This is a genomic window from Pseudomonas sp. Seg1 (assembly GCF_018326005.1).
Classification (GTDB): domain Bacteria; phylum Pseudomonadota; class Gammaproteobacteria; order Pseudomonadales; family Pseudomonadaceae; genus Aquipseudomonas.
Genome location: NZ_AP021903.1, coordinates 107,401 through 123,125 on the forward strand (window position 1 = coordinate 107,401; position 15,725 = coordinate 123,125).

Below are 15,725 nucleotides of genomic sequence, written 5' to 3' on the forward strand. Positions count from 1 at the left end.
TATGCGCATGTTGATACTGACAGGAAGCCTGCTGACGCTGGCCGGTTGTGCCGGATTCGGAATGCCCGATCCAGACCCTTCGCAAGCCTGGATCGATCTCAATGCCCGGCAACAGGACACGGCGCTGCAAGCGCTGCAAGTCGACAGCAAGGCTGCCGTGGATAAACGCTACTTCGAGGTGCAGCCCGGCAGTCATGAACTGAAGGTGCGTTACCAGTTCCCCGTGGAGGCCACCAACATCGGTCCGGACGCCGAACCCCTCTGGCGCGATTGCCAGTTGAGTGTGAAATTCAAAGATTTCAACGCCGGTCAGCGTTATCAGTTGCAGGCCGGCAGTATCGGTTTCCGCCCTTGGGCCAAGCTCTATGACGAGCAGCGCAACGTCGTGGGTCAGGGCATTCCGGCGGGCTGTCAGAAAACCTGATCGGCGTTATGCTGGATGTCCATTTCAAGGGACATTGATCATGCGCAGGTTGACGTTGTTGCTTGCTGCAAGTGTGCTGGCCGGCTGCCAGACACCGGTGCCGGCGGCTGACCCCGGCAAGGCCTGGGTCGACTTTGCCATGCCCTCACCTGGCGGCAAGGTGCTGATGGCCGAACGGCTGGACAATGTGCGCCTGCAGGATGGCCGGTTTTTCCAGGTTGCGCCGGGCAGCCACGAGTTGACGGTGCGCTTTGATTTCGAGATTTTCGGTGGTGGCCAGGGGATGGACACCGATCCGCAGGAGCGGCTGTGTTACATGACTGTTCGTTACGACCATTTCGAGGCCGGTCAGCGTTACCGGCTCGAAGCGCGGTCGCTGGCCTTTACGCCAAGCGCCCGGCTGATCAATCGGCAAGGTCAGATCGTTGCCGAGGAACGGCAGATCAACTGCGTGCCCTGAGCAATATCAGTCGCTGTTCTTTTGATAGACGATTGCTTTACTGCCGTTCTCGCAAGAACCGACAACCATGGCGATGTCATGTTTCGCGGCTTCTTCCTTGGTGACGATTTCCAGTGTGTAGGACGGCACGGCTTTAGCCTGGATCTTGATTTCGATCTCTTTCCTGAGTTCTTCGCAGTCTTTAGGGGCTGCAATTACCGAAGTGGCCAGTGCACTGCAGAGGATCGCCAAGCCAATACGTTTCATCAATGTAGCTCCTTGAGGCAGCGCGCACGGGCGTGCGCTGAAGCTGCGGTCATGTATTCGACCACACTTTCAGAAAGCGAGTTCTGACTTCGCTCACAAGTTGTGCTGCGGTGTTAACGAAATATCAGGTGCTCTGAAATGCCAGTGGGAGCCTGGCTTGCCAGCGATGACGTCGGCACAGCAACCATTGATGTCGCCGGACACACCGCAATCGCTGGCAAGCCAGCTCCAACAGGGCTTACGTTGCTGCTACTGGACCGCGTCGAATCAACTGATCAACGAAGCCTCAAGGGTGATCTTCGCATTCAGCACCTTGGACACCGGGCATCCTTCCTTCGCCTTGTTGCTTAACTCTTCAAACTGAGCCTGCGTAGCCCCCGGGATTTTTGCCTTGAGGATCAGCTTCACCGCAGTGATCGCGAAGCCACCGTCCACCTGGTCGAGGGTGACTTCAGCGTTGGTGTCGATGCTGTCGGCCGTCAGGCCTGCATCGCCGAGAATCATCGAGAACGCCATGGAAAAACAACCGGCGTGCGCTGCACCGATCAGTTCTTCCGGGTTGGTACCTTTGCCGCCTTCGAAACGGGCCTTGAAGCCGTAGGGTGCTTCTCTGAGGATACCGGTCTCGGTGGAAATCGAGCCGATGCCGCTTTTCAGATCACCTTCCCAATGTGCGGATGCTTTCTTCACGATAGCCATGTCTGCCTCCTCAAAATCTGGCGCGGACCGCCGCGCCGACGTGGTTTTAGCTTGCAAGGCTTCTGAGGATAGACGCCGGGACAAAGTTCAGCTCATCTGAATCGTTGACTTTTTTAGTAGGAAATTTCATCACTGCTATTGAAACTCGGGTATATGCCCTCATTGCACAAAACACGCATATGGATTCGGCAGGTTTTCGTTCGCAAGAAAAGCCTGCCTCCTCACTCGGAGACGCAGGTTTATGAAGCAACTGTCCGACGTAAAGTTTTCTACCCTTGATCTGGTGCCCGTGCGCGAGAACGGCAGCCCGGCGCAGTCGCTGCGCAACTCGCTGGATCTGGCGCAGCATGTCGAGAAGCTTGGTTACACGCGGTTCTGGGTGGCTGAACACCACAACATGGACGGCATCGCCAGCTCCGCGACCTCGGTGCTGCTGGGTTATCTGGCTGGCGGCACCTCGACCATTCGCGTCGGCTCGGGTGGCGTGATGCTGCCCAACCACGCGCCGCTGGTGATCGCCGAGCAGTTCGGTACTCTCGAAAGCCTTTATCCAGGCCGTATCGACCTCGGCTTGGGCCGCGCGCCGGGCTCCGATCAGATGACCGCACGCGCCCTGCGCCGCGAACGTTCCGGCAGTGCCGATGATTTCCCCGAAGATGTCGCCGAACTTGCGCGGTTCCTCGGCCCGCGCACGCCGGATCAACGCGTTATCGCGATGCCGGGCACGGGTACCAATGTGCCGATCTGGCTGCTCGGTTCCAGTTTGTTCAGTGCGCAACTGGCCGGCGAACGTGGCTTGCCCTACGCCTTCGCCTCGCATTTCGCACCGCGTTTCATGCACGAGGCGATTCGGGTCTATCGCAACCACTTCAAGCCGTCGGCGGTGCTCGACAAGCCGTATGTGATGCTCGGGGTGCCTTTGGTGGCGGCTGATACCGATGAGCAAGCCGATTACCTGGCGACCTCGGTGTACCAGCGCATTCTCGCGCTGATGCGTGGGCAGAGTCTGGTGCAACGTCCGCCGGTGAAAACCATGGACGGCTTGTGGCTGCCCCATGAGCGTGAGGCGGTGGGTGATTTTCTCGGTCTGGCGATGGTCGGCAGCCCGCAGAAGATCCGCGCGAAGCTGGAGGTGCTGGTCGAGCAGACGCAGGCGGATGAGCTGATATTTACCTGTGATCTGTATGAGCATGCTGATCGCCTGCATTCCTATGAATTGCTGGCGCAGGTCATGAAAGGCTGAAAAGCGCCCTCACCCTGGACAAGAACTGTAGGAGCAGCGTGCCGTAGCTCCTGAACGGGTAAATCATCGTTCACAAAAAAGCCGACGCATTTGCGTCGGCTTTTGTATTTCAGGCGCGATTAGCCCCGCTTGTAGACGATTTCCTTGGTGCCGGCTTCACAGGTGCCGACGACTTTGCCTTCAGCCGCCGCGCCTTTATCGACAATTTCCAGTGTGTAGTTGGAAGCACCTTTGGCATCAATCTTCGCCGCAATCTCGGCTTTCAACTCTTCACAAGGCTTGCCGGCAGCAAATGCACCACCCGCAAGGCTCAACAAACCTACTGCCAACATGAACTTCTTCATCGGTCGCACTCCCTGGTCGGATTAAAAGAGGCGGGCATCGGGTCATCCACCCGATGCGCTCACCCTGTAGCGCTTTGCCATTCCTATGGCACTCGGCCAGCGCGCAAGTTCAGAAGCGTAGACCAAACTCAGCTACTGGCAATCCGGAACCCGACTTTCAGGGTGACCTGAAAGTGCGCCGCTTTACCGTCCTTGATGTGGCCGCGGGTCTCGGTCACTTCAAACCATTCCAGGTGCTTGATGCTCTTGTTGGCTTCGGCCAACGCATTGTTGATGGCGTCTTCGATGCTGGTGGCAGACGAACCGACCAGTTCGACTTTCTTGTACGTGTGATGGTCACTCATGGCGTTCTCCTTGATGGGTGGAATTGAGACTAGCAGTGAATTGCTCTGTTGATTTCGGCGGTCTTGCGCAGACGAAGTTCAGATTTTCTGCACTTTCTCAAACCGCTGAAGTCCCAACCAACACACGCCACTCATCACCAATGCAGGAGAGCCACCATGGCCAACACCTCTTTACGTAAAGCCTCATTGCAAAGCATGGAAGCGGAGATCGAGAGTCTGCTCAAGTCGTTGGAAAGCCTGAAGGACGACGCTTCGGACGAGTCGCGCAAGACCCTCAAGGCGCTGAAAAGCAATGCCGAAAGTGCGCTGAAACATTCGCGTCACCTGCTCAGCGATGCCTACGAAGAAGTCAAAGTGAAAACCCGTGAGACCGGGATCGCTACTCGCGATTACGCTCAGGAACATCCTTGGACCACCGCTGGTGTTGCAGTGGGCGCAATCGGTCTGCTCGCGGCTTACTTGCTGTTCAAGCGCGGCGAGTGATCCGGCTGGCGCAGCTCATTCTTGAGCCATTGCGCCAGTTGCCGGGCGCGCCCGTCAGCGGCGCGCTTGGGTAGCCACAACGCCAGTTGCGCCGGGGTTTCACAGAAGCCCCACGGCGCAACCAGGCGACCGGCCTTCAAATCTTCAGTCACCAACGGCTCCGGCGCGATGGCTACGCCAAGACCGGCCACAGCTGCTTCCAGCAAATAATACAAATGCTCGAAACCTTGTCCCGACTTCAACGCTTTCGCGTCGAGGTGGTTTTGCTGTGCCCAACTCGGCCAGGCTTGTGGGCGCGAGGTGGTGTGCAGCAACGGCTCATTGAGCAGCGCCGAGGCGGGTGCACTTTTCAGGCGTTGATAGCCGCTGAACAGCGGACTCATGACCGGACCGATGCGTTCCGCGGCCAACTCATAAACCTGCATGTCCGCGGGCCATGGCGGCTCGGCGAACAGCAGCAAGGCATCCAGCCCCGGGCGCCTGGGGTCGAGATCACCTTCCCCGGCCGACAGATGCAAGCGCAAGTCCGGAAGCTCGGCATTCAGCCGTCCCAGGCGCGGAATAAACCAGCGTGCCAGCAAGCTTCCAGAGCAACCGAGCACGAACGGCGCATCGGTTGTGTCTTTAGTCAATTCCGCGCAAACGCTGCGTAACCGATCAAACGCCTCACCACTGACATCGCGCAACCGTACACCCGCATCTGTGAGTTTCAGGCCGCGGCCATCCTTGACGAACAGACTGACGCCAAGGTGTTCTTCCAATACCTTGAGCTGCCGACTGACCGCACCATGGGTGACGTGCAGCTGTTCGGCGGCCTGACTGACGCTGTTGAGCCGGGCAGTGGCTTCGAAGGCGCGCAAGGCGTTCAGCGGGGGAAGGTCGTGGCTCATGGTATCTGTGAGTTTTCCTGACAGGTTGCAGCGATCTTATCGGTTTTCAGCATAGAAGGTCAGGGGTAGAGTGGTCGTCATTGTCTTCTGACCCGAATTCACCTGGAGCAACCCATGACCCAGACTTCGAACACCTCCGATCTGCGTAACGGCCCGGACGCCAACGGCCTGTTCGGCTCGTTCGGTGGCCGCTATGTTGCTGAAACCCTGATGCCGTTGATCCTCGATCTGGCCCGCGAATACGAAGCGGCCAAGGAAGATCCGGCTTTCAAAGAAGAATTGGCCTACTTCCAGCGCGACTACGTCGGACGTCCGAGTCCTCTGTACTTCGCCGAGCGTCTGACCGAGTTCTGCGGCGGCGCCAAGATCTACCTCAAGCGCGAAGAGCTCAATCACACCGGCGCGCACAAGATCAACAACTGCATCGGCCAGATCCTGCTGGCGCGGCGCATGGGCAAGAAACGCATCATCGCCGAGACCGGCGCCGGTATGCACGGCGTGGCAACGGCCACCGTAGCCGCACGTTTCGGTCTGGACTGCGTGATCTACATGGGCACCACCGACATCGAACGCCAGCAGGCCAACGTGTTCCGCATGAAACTGCTGGGTGCCGAGGTGATTCCGGTGGTTGCCGGTACCGGCACGCTGAAAGACGCGATGAACGAAGCCTTGCGTGACTGGGTGACCAACGTCGACAGCACGTTCTATCTGATCGGCACCGTGGCCGGCCCACACCCGTATCCAGCCATGGTGCGCGACTTCCAGGCCGTGATCGGCAAGGAAACCCGTGACCAGTTGCAAGCACAGGAAGGTCGGCTGCCGGACAGCCTGGTGGCGTGCATCGGTGGCGGCTCCAACGCCATGGGCCTGTTCCATCCGTTCCTCGACGACAAGGGCGTCGAGATCATCGGTGTGGAAGCCGCGGGTTACGGCATCGAAACCGGCAAGCACGCCGCCAGCCTCAATGGCGGCGTTCCGGGTGTGTTGCACGGCAACCGCACTTTCCTGTTGCAGGACGACGACGGCCAGATCATCGACGCCCACTCGATCTCCGCCGGCCTCGACTATCCGGGGATCGGCCCGGAACACGCCTGGTTGCATGACATCGGCCGCGTCCAGTACACCTCGGTGACCGACGACGAAGCCCTCGAGGCGTTCCACAAGTGCTGCCGTCTGGAAGGGATCATTCCTGCACTGGAAAGCGCCCACGCCTTGGCCGAAGTGTTCAAACGCGCACCGAAGCTGCCGAAGGATCACCTGATGGTGGTCAACCTGTCGGGCCGTGGCGACAAAGACATGCAGACCGTGATGCACCACATGGAACAGTCGAAGCAGGAGAAACACTGATGAGCCGCCTGCAAACCCGTTTTGCCGAACTCAAGCAACAGAACCGCGCCGCACTGGTGACCTTTGTCACGGCTGGCGATCCGGATTACGACACCTCGCTGGCGATCCTCAAAGGCTTGCCCAAGGCCGGTGCCGACGTGATCGAGCTGGGCATGCCGTTCACCGATCCGATGGCCGATGGCCCGGCGATTCAACTGGCGAACATTCGTGCGTTGGGCGCCAAGCAGAATCTGCTGAAAACCCTGCAAATGGTTCGCGAGTTCCGTGAGGGCAACAGTGATACGCCGCTGGTGCTGATGGGCTACTTCAACCCGATTCACAAGTTTGGCGTCGAGCGCTTCATTGCTGAGGCCAAAGAGGCAGGCGTCGACGGTCTGATCGTGGTCGACATGCCGCCTGAGCACAACGCCGAGCTGTGCGATCCGGCGCAGGCCGCTGGTCTGGACTTCATCCGCCTGACCACGCCGACCACCGACGACGCACGTCTGCCGAAAGTGCTCAACGGCAGCTCCGGTTTTGTTTACTACGTTTCGGTGGCCGGTGTGACCGGCGCCGGTGCGGCAACACTGGAACACGTCGAAGAAGCGGTCACCCGTCTGCGTCGTCACACCGACCTGCCGATCAGCATCGGTTTCGGCATCCGTACTCCGGAGCAAGCGGCCGCCATCGCGCGTCTGGCCGACGGTGTTGTGGTCGGTTCGGCGTTGATCGATCACATCGCCAACGCGACCACGCCGGATCAGGCTATCGACGGCGTACTGAGCCTTTGCTCAGCCCTGTCCGAAGGCGTGCGTAAGGCCCGCGTCAGCTAAAGGTAAAGTTCCTGATACAGAGGAATTAGCGCCTCACGGCACAGACTAATTGAGCAAGACCGAGGGATTCAGAACCACGTTCTGAATCCCTTTTTGCTGTTTGTGCCGTGAGGAAAAACCCGATGAAAATGCCGAAACGTCTGATTGCCGGACTGGGCGTGCTGATTATCAGCGCGACACCGCTGCTGGCCAGCGCCGATCAGCGCGATGATCATGACCACGGCGGCCCGCAGCAGGGCCATTACGATAATCGCGGTGACAATCGCGGTAATGACCACCGTGGTCCGCAGAACGACCACCGAGGCGGCCCGCCTCCACGCGACTTCGGCCCCGTGCGCCAGACCATTCGCGACAATCACGGCTACTTCGTGCGCGGTGCGCCACCACCGCCGGGGATTCATCTGGAGCGTGGCCGGCCGTTGCCTCACGGTTATTACGGCGAGCGTCTGGATGGTCGGGCGTTGGGACGTTTGCCGGTGTATCCAGGCTACGAGTGGCGCCGAGCTGGGGGCGACATCGTGCTGATCGCGGTGGGTACCGGGATCGTCTATGAAATTCTCGATGGGGTTTTGAATTGATCGTCTGATCTAACTGGCGGTCCATCAACTGTGGTGAGGGGATTTATCCCCGATGGGCTGCGAAGCAGCCCCGAATCCGGCAAACACAGATGACCAGGCATACCGTGTTCGTTGGGATTGCGACTGCTGCGCAGCCGGTCGGGGATAAATCCCCTCACCACAAAGGTGTGGGGGGTAACTTCAGGATCAGGGCAGTTCCAGTCCGCCAGAGGCTCTGTGCAATTTGCGCAAGTGCGCGCCAATCTGCTTCACATTTTCCTCGCTGGCTGCAATCTCAGCGGCTCGTTTTGGCTCCAGCAATTTACGCACCTCTGCGTCCAGATCACCGGACAGCGCCAGCAGCTTTTTTTGACGCTGGCTGCTTTCCGCTTCCAGTCGGCTGAACTCGCTCGGCTGCGGCAACCCGTAGCCCTTGGAGTCCAGCAGTTCTGCCGGACGGCTGAGGAAGCCGCTGTTGGCGAGGATTTCTTGCAGGGTCGCGTTGGCCTTGTCCATTCCGCCGTTTTCCAGCTCGCGCGCGCCGAGGTAACGCTGTTTGACCTCGTCCTGTGCCAGCAGCAATTGGCGGCGATAGCTCGCCTGTTCCAGCAGCAGCAACGCGGCGCTGGTGCGCAGATCAGCGCGCTCGAACCATTCACGGCGCTCTTCAGCGGTCAGCGAAAGCCATTCCTCAACGGTGTTCTGTTTGATGGGTAATTGCTTCTTCAATACATCGAACATCGCCTGATAGCGATCGCGGAACGAATCGAAGCGGTAACCCAGACGCAGCGCCTCTTTCGGGTCGTCCAGCACGCTGGTATCGGCCAGACCTCGGCCCTTGAGCACTTCGAGCAAACCGTTGGGCATGATGCTGTCCAGACCGGTGAGCTGCGCGTTATTGCTACCGCTACGCAATAGTTTCAAGCCTTCCACCGCGCAGTTGTTGGACAGGAAGAAGTAGTTGCCGTCGTAGCTCCAGTGCATTTCGGCGGCGTGTTCAACCACGCCCTCGATCTCGCTGCGCGACAGATTCAACGGCACCGAGGCGAGGCTGCGCAGTTCGGTCTTGGTGTACTCGTCGATCACTTGCGCCAGTGGCAGGACGAACAATCGCGACGGGTACTTGCCCACCAGTCCGTCCCAGCTGGAGAGCTGCACATCGCCAACGAAGGCGCGATACGACAGCACCAGATGCTGATCCAGGTCGAGCCGGCAATCCGGGCCACGCGGCCGTCCCGGCGCGCAGATCACCAGACGCAGCATGCTGTGGCCCCAACGGCTGACCCAATTCTGATTGGCTTCGGCCAGCAGGTAATCGACGGCGTAGACACGTTCTGGATCGACTTGTCCCAAGGGTTGCTTGGCGAAATCGTTGCCGGCATTGAGGAATGCGAAGGTCTTGGCGCAGGTGTCTTTGGCCGGCGGTGCCCAACCGAAGTGATCCTTGTAATAGCTGTACAAGGCCGGGCGGCGACAGGCGTAACTCGGGTCGAGGAGGAAATACTCCATGTTGACCGCGACGAATTCCTTGGGGCTGGAGATTTCGTACAGATCCGGGCTGCGGGCGATTTGCCGGTTGTGCTGCTCACGCTCGCCGCGGCGGCCGACGTATTGCTGCCAACCGGCCAAGTCCAGCAGGCGCGGATCATCGCTGAGGGTAAAGCGCCGGCCGTTCTGGCCACGGCACTCATCCGGAATACCGATCAGCCCGGCGCTGTTGAAGCGCCGGGTGCAGCGCTGTATCAAAGTGCGTTCGGCACTCGGCCACAGGCGCGCACGATCATAAATGTGGGTGATTTCATGCAGCACCGTGGCGAGCATTTCCTGGCGCACAGTGCCGTGGGGGCGATTGGTTTTTTCTTTGGCTGCACTGCCGTCGGTGAGGCTGGCGAGCAGTTTGCGGTTCAGATCGAGTTCAGAGACAAGCGTCGCCTGGCCATAGGCATTGGCGGGCATGTCGTCGGTCCAGCCAACGTCGATGCGCCGATCCAGCCGCTCGATGAAGCCTGGCGGCAATTTCTGCATGGCTTCATCGATCAGCGCCTGGCTGGCCTGTTGTTGGGCGGGCGTAAGACCCTCGGTCTTGAGCCGCAATTGCAGGCCGGCGTGGGCGCTGTTGCCAAGCAGCAACAACGCCCCGGCCAGCAGCCAGGCGCCGAGTGACTTCACAGTGCGAGGATGGCTTCGGCGAGCACCTGATCACTGGCGTCGCGTGCTTCCGGCACGCGAGTGCGCAAGGTGTTGAGCGCGGCTTCCAGGTGCGCGCCACGGATATCACCGTTGCTGGCGACGAAACTGGCAGCGTCGTCGTGGGCTTCGCGGATGATTTTCGAGTCGCGGATCGACGTAGTCGTGTCGGATGTGAAATCGATAGTGCGCTGGGAGGCACGGACGATGATGTTACTGGTGGCTACCAGGGTGTGCGCCTGGGCCACATCGGCCAACAAAAACAGGCCAAGGGCGGCAGCAATCAGCGGGCTACGCATGGAACGACTCCGGAGGGACAAGGTTGATCAGGGACTGGGTTAGCTATTGGACGAGAATTGCCTGTGCCAGTTCAAGGTCGCTGACATGAAGTTTCGGCCGGGTTTTGCGCAAGTAATGCAGTGCGGATTCCAGTCGAGCGCCTCGCAGTTCTCCATCACTGGCAACAAACATCGCCGCATCATCGTGAGCGGCGAGCAGCAGTTTACGGTCGAACGGCGCGGAAGACACCATGCCGGTCGCCCAAACGCTCACCACGGTGTTTTGCGTGGAGACATCAAAGGCATTGGCCGACGTCATCCAGCCAGCAGTTAACAGTACGGAAGGGATAAGCAGATTTTGAAGAAAACGCATAAGACTCGTTAACGGTTAGCGAGTCCCAAGGCTAGCGCAACGCCCGGGCCAGAGCCAGCGCCGAAACATCGGGACACGCCCGGCGTGTCCCGCAGTGCTGCGAACGTTCAGATCGTCAGGATGGCCTGAGCCAGTTGGGCGTCAGTGGCTTGCAACTGTGGCGCCTGATGGCGGATGTGATCCAGCGCGCTTTCCAGTTTCACCCCACGGATTTCGCCTTCGCTGGCGACGAAGCTGGCAGCGTCGTCACGGGCGGCAAGGACGATCTTGTCGTCGCGAAAGGACGAAGTGACATCGGAAGTGGCGTCGGACGAGGACTTCAGGGCGCCGACAACGGCGTCGGTGGTGACGATGAAGCTGGAGGCGCTGGCGTTGGCAGCCACGGCCAGCAGGGCGGCAGCGCTGAGCAGACGAAGACGGGACATGATGTAACTCCTGTGGATAAACCGTTTTGAGAGGTGGCTCGGTATCTGAGGAGTCAGACGCCAGTTGCGCATCATTCGCCACGTTCTGCGTGGATATTAGGCCCGTGGACGCGGTTCGCACAGGGGGCAGAATGCTAGCGCCAGAACGGTTTCTCCATTTCATTCAGCCGTTCGGCATGGCTGAGGCCGAGGTCGGCCAGATCCCGACCGCTGAATTGGGCCAGCAGACGCCTTGTTCTGGCGCGCTCCAGGCCTTGCCAGAGGCCGCGTAGCAGGCGTCGCAGAGCGTTGGGACGGTGAGTGGCGTGGAATGGAATTACTGAAACATCCTGTAAGTCATTCATGACGTATTCCTTTAGCCATAGAAGGCGGAAGGTCATGTTGAACCTGGAACAGATTGTCGGGCAGATACACCAAGGTTAAATTGTACTGGTTCAGATATCTGTTTTATGAAACTGTACCTGTCCGGGGTGCACATACCTGTACGGGTGGTTTCCACAGCCCCAAAACGACAAAACCCGTCGTGGTTTCCCACGACGGGTTTTGTTTGTTCAATTCGGGTTGCTGGCGGTGGGTCTAACGACCAGAGCCAGCGACGCTACTTAGCGCCAGAACGGCTTGCTCAGTTCTTCGTAGCGTTGTGCTTCGCTGATACCGGCGTCAGCCAGCAGACGCGAATCCAGACGAGCCAGTTGATGGCGGCTGGAGATGCGGCGCTGCCACAACATCAGGTTGGCGATAACGCGCAAAGGCAGGGAAGCCTGGGATTTTACAGCTTTGTCTTCGAAAAACAGCTCGGAACTGAGTGTACGTTCCATGGTTGACATCCTTCCGCTTGTGGCGGGATCAGGTAGTGGTTTGACTGGTGCCCATGATCCTCTCGTTTGGCCAGTCTCTCTAGATACAGTTCAACTGTATTGTGAGTGACCAGTTAACTGTTTATAGGGGGTGTACGGGTCAAAATTGAGCAAACTGTACCTGTCTGCACTTAAGTGGTGCGTTTTTGCTCGATTCGATGAATAAGGTAGGTATTTACTGTAGGAAAAGACCGGTACAGCAGTACAGTTTTTGTCAGATGGAGGGCTTGCCGAAGACCGCTGACGAAAACTGTGTTTGCGTCAGCGGTTTATCTGTGCGAATTACACCGTCAGCATGCGTCCGGTTTCTTCCAGATTGATGTGCCAGCTCAAGGCTTCACGCAGGATGTGCGGGGTGTGACCACCGATTGCACAGGCTGCTGTGAAGTAATCGTTCAGCGCCTGGCGGAAGTCCGGGTGCACACAGTTGTCGATAATCACCCGTGCGCGTTCGCGTGGCGCCAGGCCACGCAAGTCCGCCAGACCCACCTCGGTCACCAGAATGTCGACATCATGCTCGGTGTGGTCGACATGGCTGACCATCGGCACCACGCTGGAAATCGCGCCACCCTTGGCAATCGACTTGGTCACGAACACCGCCAGATGCGCGTTGCGAGCGAAGTCGCCTGAGCCGCCGATGCCGTTCATCATCCGCGTGCCGCAGACGTGGGTAGAGTTGACGTTGCCGTAGATGTCGAACTCCAACGCCGTGTTGATGCCGATGATGCCCAGCCGGCGCACCACTTCCGGGTGGTTAGAGATTTCCTGCGGACGCAGGACCAGTTTGTCCTTGTACTTCTCCAGGTTGCCGAATACGTCGCTGTTACGGCGTTCCGACAGGGTGATCGAGCTGCCTGAAGCAAAGCTCAGCTTGCCGGCATCGATCAGGTCGAAGGTCGAGTCCTGCAGCACTTCGGAGTACATGGTCAGGTCTTCGAATGGCGAATCAATCAGGCCGCACATTACCGCGTTGGCGATGTTGCCGATGCCTGCCTGCAACGGGCCAAGCTTGTTGGTCATGCGCCCGGCGTCTACTTCCTGCTTGAAGAAGGTGATCAGATGTTCGGCGATGGCGTTGGTGTCGACATCCGGCGTCGATACAGTGGACGGCGAATCCGTCTGCTGAGTGATAACAATGGCGACAATCTTCTCCGGCGGAATCGGAATCGCGGTGCTACCGATACGGTCGTCGACTTTTACCAGTGGGATCGGCGTGCGCGTCGGACGATACGTCGGGATATAGATGTCGTGCAGGCCTTCGAGGTTGGCGTTGTGCGCCAGGTTGATCTCGACGATCACCTGTTTGGCGAAAATCGCGAAGCTCGCCGAGTTGCCCACCGAAGTGGTCGGTACGATGTGACCCTGTTCGGTAATAGCCACGGCTTCGATGACGGCAATGTCCGGCAACTTCAGTTGCTGGTTGCGCAGTTGCTCGACGGTTTCCGACAGGTGCTGGTCGATGAACATCACTTCGCCGGCGTTGATCGCCTTGCGCAAGGTGCTGTCGACTTGAAACGGCATGCGCCGCGACAGCACGCCGGCCTCGGTCAGTTGCTTGTCGAGATCGTTGCCCAGGCTGGCGCCGGTCATCAGGCTGATCTTCAGCGGCGTGACCTTGGCTCGCTCGGCCAGTGCGTGAGGGACAGCCTTGGCTTCGCCGGCGCGGGTGAAACCGCTCATGCCGACGGTCATGCCGTCTTCAATCAGAGCGGCGGCGTCGGCGGCGCTCATCACTTTATCCAACAACGAAGGCAGGCGAATACGGTCACGGTACATGGATTATTTTCTCGGGAAGCGAGTAGCAGGATGCGCAGTCTAGTGAATTTGACGGGCGCCTGTCCCGCTACCAAGGTCGCAAACGAGGCGTCTATTTAGCGGGTTTGAAGTAAAACACCGTTACCGGATCCGCAACAACGCGGCAAATTGTCCGACGCTTTGCGTAAACGAAAACGCCCCGACAAGTCGGGGCGTTCGGTACAGCGGCGATGAATTACTCGACCGCTTTGACCATGTCTTCGATGACTTTTTTCGCGTCGCCGAACACCATCATGGTCTTGTCCAGGTAGAACAGTTCGTTGTCCAGACCGGCATAGCCGCTGGCCATCGAGCGCTTGTTGACGATGATGGTCTTGGCCTTGAACGCTTCGAGAATCGGCATGCCGGCAATCGGCGATTTCGGATCGTTCTTGGCGGCCGGGTTGACCACGTCGTTGGCGCCGAGCACCAGCACCACGTCGGCCTGGCCGAACTCGGAGTTGATGTCTTCCATCTCGAACACCTGGTCGTAAGGCACTTCGGCCTCGGCGAGCAATACGTTCATATGCCCTGGCATCCGACCGGCCACCGGGTGGATCGCGTACTTCACGGTCACGCCACGGTGGGTCAGCTTTTCGGTCAGCTCCTTCAAGGCATGCTGTGCGCGGGCCACCGCCAGACCGTAGCCCGGGACAATGATCACGGTGTCGGCGTTGGTCAGCAGGAAGGTTGCGTCGTCAGCCGAACCGGATTTCACCGGACGCGCTTCTTTCGCACCGGCCGGGCCAGCATCGGCCGTATTGCCGAAGCCGCCGAGCAGTACATTAAAGAAGGAACGGTTCATCGCCTTGCACATGATGTACGAGAGGATCGCACCGCTCGAACCCACCAGCGAGCCGGCAATGATCAGCATCGAGTTGTTCAGCGAGAAGCCGATACCCGCCGCCGCCCAGCCTGAATAGCTGTTGAGCATCGACACCACCACCGGCATGTCGGCACCGCCGATCGGGATGATGATCAGCACGCCCATCACGAACGCCAGCGCCAGCATCAGCGCGAACGCGGTGAGGTTGCCAGTGAACATGAAGGTCAGGCCGAGTGCCAGCGTTGCCAGGCCCAGCACTGCGTTCAACTTGTGCTGACCGGCAAACTGTACTGGTGCGCCCTGGAACAGACGGAACTTGTACTTGCCCGACAGCTTGCCGAACGCAATCACCGAACCGGAGAAGGTGATTGCACCGATCGCGGCACCAAGGAACAGCTCCAATCGGTTGCCCGCCGGGATCGAGTCGCCCAGTTGCTTGACGATGCCCAGCGATTGCGGCTCGACCACCGCGGCAATGGCAATGAACACCGCTGCCAGACCAATCATGCTGTGCATGAAGGCAACCAGTTCCGGCATCTTGGTCATTTCAACGCGCTTGGCCATGATCGAACCGGCGGTGCCGCCGATCAGCAGGCCGACGATCACATAACCGATACCCGCAGTCGCCAGCTCAGCGCCCAGCTTATAGATGAGGCCGACGGTGGTGAGGATGGCCAATGCCATGCCGAGCATGCCGAACAGGTTGCCACGCCGAGAAGTGGTCGGGTGCGACAGGCCTTTGAGGGCCTGGATGAAGCAGATCGACGCAATCAGGTAGAGCGTCGTGACGAGATTCATGCTCATTACTTCGGCGCCTCTTCTTTTACTTTCGGGGCTTTCTTCTTGAACATCTCAAGCATGCGGCGGGTGACCAGGAAGCCACCGAACACGTTGACCGCAGCCAGCGCCACGGCGAGGGTGCCCATGGTTTTGCCCAGCGGTGTAACGGTCAGCGCTGCAGCGAGCATGGCGCCGACGATCACGATTGCCGAGATGGCGTTGGTCACTGCCATCAATGGCGTGTGCAGCGCAGGCGTAACGTTCCAGACCACGTGGTAACCGACATAAATCGCCAGCACGAAGATGATCAGGTTGTAGATACCGGGGGAGATAAGCTCTTCCATCGTCTGAATCCC

21 protein-coding genes are annotated in these 15,725 nt (G+C 59.1%); 7 read left to right on the forward strand and 14 right to left on the reverse strand.

What is annotated here, in order from left to right:
- The first annotated feature begins 1 nt into the window (after position 1).
- Positions 2–424, forward strand: a complete 423-nt coding sequence (locus KI231_RS00495) for a PA0061/PA0062 family lipoprotein (protein ID WP_213027142.1) — start codon at positions 2–4, stop codon at positions 422–424.
- Between the two features lie 40 nt (positions 425–464).
- Positions 465–884, forward strand: a complete 420-nt coding sequence (locus KI231_RS00500) for a PA0061/PA0062 family lipoprotein (RefSeq protein ID WP_103306469.1) — start codon at positions 465–467, stop codon at positions 882–884.
- A 6-nt stretch (positions 885–890) separates the two neighbouring features.
- Here the strand turns inward: KI231_RS00500 and KI231_RS00505 are convergent, their stop codons facing one another.
- Positions 891–1,130, reverse strand: a complete 240-nt coding sequence (locus KI231_RS00505; protein ID WP_213027143.1) for a DUF1161 domain-containing protein — start codon at positions 1,128–1,130, stop codon at positions 891–893.
- A gap of 267 nt (positions 1,131–1,397) precedes the next feature.
- Positions 1,398–1,829, reverse strand: coding sequence for an OsmC family protein (locus KI231_RS00510; protein ID WP_213027144.1), 432 nt, complete (start codon positions 1,827–1,829; stop codon positions 1,398–1,400).
- A 241-nt stretch (positions 1,830–2,070) separates the two neighbouring features.
- On the opposite strand from KI231_RS00510, the gene KI231_RS00515 reads away from it, so the two are divergent.
- Complete coding sequence (locus tag KI231_RS00515; protein ID WP_027610203.1) at positions 2,071–3,072, forward strand: LLM class flavin-dependent oxidoreductase; 1,002 nt, start codon at positions 2,071–2,073, stop codon at positions 3,070–3,072.
- Between the two features lie 119 nt (positions 3,073–3,191).
- Here the strand turns inward: KI231_RS00515 and KI231_RS00520 are convergent, their stop codons facing one another.
- Positions 3,192–3,416, reverse strand: a complete 225-nt coding sequence (locus KI231_RS00520) for a DUF1161 domain-containing protein (protein ID WP_213027145.1) — start codon at positions 3,414–3,416, stop codon at positions 3,192–3,194.
- A 128-nt stretch (positions 3,417–3,544) separates the two neighbouring features.
- The gene (locus KI231_RS00525) at positions 3,545–3,760 is read right to left on the reverse strand and encodes a dodecin (protein ID WP_003187305.1); all 216 of its coding nucleotides are present in this window, start codon (positions 3,758–3,760) and stop codon (positions 3,545–3,547) included.
- Between the two features lie 156 nt (positions 3,761–3,916).
- On the opposite strand from KI231_RS00525, the gene KI231_RS00530 reads away from it, so the two are divergent.
- Positions 3,917–4,243, forward strand: a complete 327-nt coding sequence (locus KI231_RS00530; protein WP_007911686.1) for an ElaB/YgaM/YqjD family protein — start codon at positions 3,917–3,919, stop codon at positions 4,241–4,243.
- Here KI231_RS00530 and KI231_RS00535 read toward each other — a convergent pair.
- Complete coding sequence (locus KI231_RS00535) at positions 4,216–5,133, reverse strand: LysR family transcriptional regulator (RefSeq protein WP_213027146.1); 918 nt, start codon at positions 5,131–5,133, stop codon at positions 4,216–4,218. The two genes, KI231_RS00530 and KI231_RS00535, sit on opposite strands and share 28 nt — an antisense overlap.
- A 114-nt stretch (positions 5,134–5,247) precedes the next feature.
- Here KI231_RS00535 and trpB point away from each other — a divergent pair, with 114 nt between their 5' ends.
- From trpB to KI231_RS00550, 3 genes are all read left to right on the forward strand, one after another.
- Positions 5,248–6,480 carry a tryptophan synthase subunit beta gene (gene trpB, locus KI231_RS00540; protein ID WP_213027147.1) on the forward strand — a complete coding sequence of 411 codons (1,233 nt, stop codon included), beginning with the start codon at positions 5,248–5,250 and terminating at the stop codon, positions 6,478–6,480.
- The gene (trpA, locus tag KI231_RS00545) at positions 6,480–7,292 is read left to right on the forward strand and encodes a tryptophan synthase subunit alpha (protein ID WP_103306475.1); all 813 of its coding nucleotides are present in this window, start codon (positions 6,480–6,482) and stop codon (positions 7,290–7,292) included. The genes trpB and trpA overlap by 1 nt, the downstream gene beginning before the upstream one ends.
- Positions 7,293–7,414: 122 nt before the next feature.
- Positions 7,415–7,870, forward strand: coding sequence for an anti-virulence regulator CigR family protein (locus KI231_RS00550; RefSeq protein WP_103306476.1), 456 nt, complete (start codon positions 7,415–7,417; stop codon positions 7,868–7,870).
- A 186-nt stretch (positions 7,871–8,056) separates the two neighbouring features.
- Here the strand turns inward: KI231_RS00550 and KI231_RS00555 are convergent, their stop codons facing one another.
- From KI231_RS00555 to KI231_RS00595, 9 genes are all read right to left on the reverse strand, one after another.
- On the reverse strand, positions 8,057–10,018 hold the full coding sequence (locus tag KI231_RS00555) for a DUF7844 domain-containing protein (RefSeq protein ID WP_103306477.1): 1,962 nt from the start codon (positions 10,016–10,018) through the stop codon (positions 8,057–8,059).
- Positions 10,015–10,335, reverse strand: coding sequence for a DUF2388 domain-containing protein (locus KI231_RS00560; RefSeq protein WP_034152281.1), 321 nt, complete (start codon positions 10,333–10,335; stop codon positions 10,015–10,017). The genes KI231_RS00555 and KI231_RS00560 overlap by 4 nt, the downstream gene beginning before the upstream one ends.
- Before the next feature lie 43 nt (positions 10,336–10,378).
- Positions 10,379–10,687 (reverse strand): DUF2388 domain-containing protein, encoded by a 309-nt coding sequence (locus KI231_RS00565; RefSeq protein WP_213027148.1) that lies wholly within the window; start codon positions 10,685–10,687, stop codon positions 10,379–10,381.
- A 107-nt stretch (positions 10,688–10,794) separates the two neighbouring features.
- The gene (locus tag KI231_RS00570) at positions 10,795–11,112 is read right to left on the reverse strand and encodes a DUF2388 domain-containing protein (RefSeq protein ID WP_103306479.1); all 318 of its coding nucleotides are present in this window, start codon (positions 11,110–11,112) and stop codon (positions 10,795–10,797) included.
- A 134-nt stretch (positions 11,113–11,246) separates the two neighbouring features.
- A complete protein-coding gene (locus KI231_RS00575) occupies positions 11,247–11,456 on the reverse strand; it encodes a DUF1127 domain-containing protein (protein WP_103306480.1) in 210 nt (69 codons plus the stop codon).
- Positions 11,457–11,714: 258 nt separating this feature from the next.
- Positions 11,715–11,930, reverse strand: a complete 216-nt coding sequence (locus KI231_RS00580) for a DUF1127 domain-containing protein (RefSeq protein ID WP_103306481.1) — start codon at positions 11,928–11,930, stop codon at positions 11,715–11,717.
- A gap of 321 nt (positions 11,931–12,251) precedes the next feature.
- A complete protein-coding gene (gene scpC / locus KI231_RS00585; RefSeq protein ID WP_213027149.1) occupies positions 12,252–13,745 on the reverse strand; it encodes a succinyl-CoA:acetate CoA-transferase ScpC in 1,494 nt (497 codons plus the stop codon).
- Positions 13,746–13,959: 214 nt separating this feature from the next.
- On the reverse strand, positions 13,960–15,393 hold the full coding sequence (locus KI231_RS00590) for an NAD(P)(+) transhydrogenase (Re/Si-specific) subunit beta (protein WP_103306483.1): 1,434 nt from the start codon (positions 15,391–15,393) through the stop codon (positions 13,960–13,962).
- Complete coding sequence (locus KI231_RS00595; RefSeq protein WP_003187417.1) at positions 15,393–15,713, reverse strand: NAD(P) transhydrogenase subunit alpha part 2; 321 nt, start codon at positions 15,711–15,713, stop codon at positions 15,393–15,395. The genes KI231_RS00590 and KI231_RS00595 overlap by 1 nt, the downstream gene beginning before the upstream one ends.
- Positions 15,714–15,725 lie beyond the last annotated feature (12 nt).

Excerpts from the sequence above, each read along its gene's own strand:
- KI231_RS00515 (WP_027610203.1), top strand. The coding sequence starts at position 2,071 with ATGAAGCAACTGTCCGACGTAAAGTTTTCTACCCTTGATCTGGTGCCC.
- KI231_RS00570 (WP_103306479.1), bottom strand. The coding sequence starts at position 11,112 with ATGTCCCGTCTTCGTCTGCTCAGCGCTGCCGCCCTGCTGGCCGTGGCT.
- KI231_RS00535 (WP_213027146.1), bottom strand. The coding sequence starts at position 5,133 with ATGAGCCACGACCTTCCCCCGCTGAACGCCTTGCGCGCCTTCGAAGCC.
- KI231_RS00525 (WP_003187305.1), bottom strand. The coding sequence starts at position 3,760 with ATGAGTGACCATCACACGTACAAGAAAGTCGAACTGGTCGGTTCGTCT.
- KI231_RS00495 (WP_213027142.1), top strand. The coding sequence starts at position 2 with ATGCGCATGTTGATACTGACAGGAAGCCTGCTGACGCTGGCCGGTTGT.
- KI231_RS00575 (WP_103306480.1), bottom strand. The coding sequence starts at position 11,456 with ATGAATGACTTACAGGATGTTTCAGTAATTCCATTCCACGCCACTCAC.
- KI231_RS00565 (WP_213027148.1), bottom strand. The coding sequence starts at position 10,687 with ATGCGTTTTCTTCAAAATCTGCTTATCCCTTCCGTACTGTTAACTGCT.
- trpA (WP_103306475.1), top strand. The coding sequence starts at position 6,480 with ATGAGCCGCCTGCAAACCCGTTTTGCCGAACTCAAGCAACAGAACCGC.
- KI231_RS00595 (WP_003187417.1), bottom strand. The coding sequence starts at position 15,713 with ATGGAAGAGCTTATCTCCCCCGGTATCTACAACCTGATCATCTTCGTG.
- KI231_RS00505 (WP_213027143.1), bottom strand. The coding sequence starts at position 1,130 with ATGAAACGTATTGGCTTGGCGATCCTCTGCAGTGCACTGGCCACTTCG.
- KI231_RS00510 (WP_213027144.1), bottom strand. The coding sequence starts at position 1,829 with ATGGCTATCGTGAAGAAAGCATCCGCACATTGGGAAGGTGATCTGAAA.
- trpB (WP_213027147.1), top strand. The coding sequence starts at position 5,248 with ATGACCCAGACTTCGAACACCTCCGATCTGCGTAACGGCCCGGACGCC.
- KI231_RS00550 (WP_103306476.1), top strand. The coding sequence starts at position 7,415 with ATGAAAATGCCGAAACGTCTGATTGCCGGACTGGGCGTGCTGATTATC.
- KI231_RS00530 (WP_007911686.1), top strand. The coding sequence starts at position 3,917 with ATGGCCAACACCTCTTTACGTAAAGCCTCATTGCAAAGCATGGAAGCG.
- KI231_RS00560 (WP_034152281.1), bottom strand. The coding sequence starts at position 10,335 with ATGCGTAGCCCGCTGATTGCTGCCGCCCTTGGCCTGTTTTTGTTGGCC.
- KI231_RS00520 (WP_213027145.1), bottom strand. The coding sequence starts at position 3,416 with ATGAAGAAGTTCATGTTGGCAGTAGGTTTGTTGAGCCTTGCGGGTGGT.
- scpC (WP_213027149.1), bottom strand. The coding sequence starts at position 13,745 with ATGTACCGTGACCGTATTCGCCTGCCTTCGTTGTTGGATAAAGTGATG.
- KI231_RS00500 (WP_103306469.1), top strand. The coding sequence starts at position 465 with ATGCGCAGGTTGACGTTGTTGCTTGCTGCAAGTGTGCTGGCCGGCTGC.
- KI231_RS00580 (WP_103306481.1), bottom strand. The coding sequence starts at position 11,930 with ATGGAACGTACACTCAGTTCCGAGCTGTTTTTCGAAGACAAAGCTGTA.
- KI231_RS00590 (WP_103306483.1), bottom strand. The coding sequence starts at position 15,393 with ATGAGCATGAATCTCGTCACGACGCTCTACCTGATTGCGTCGATCTGC.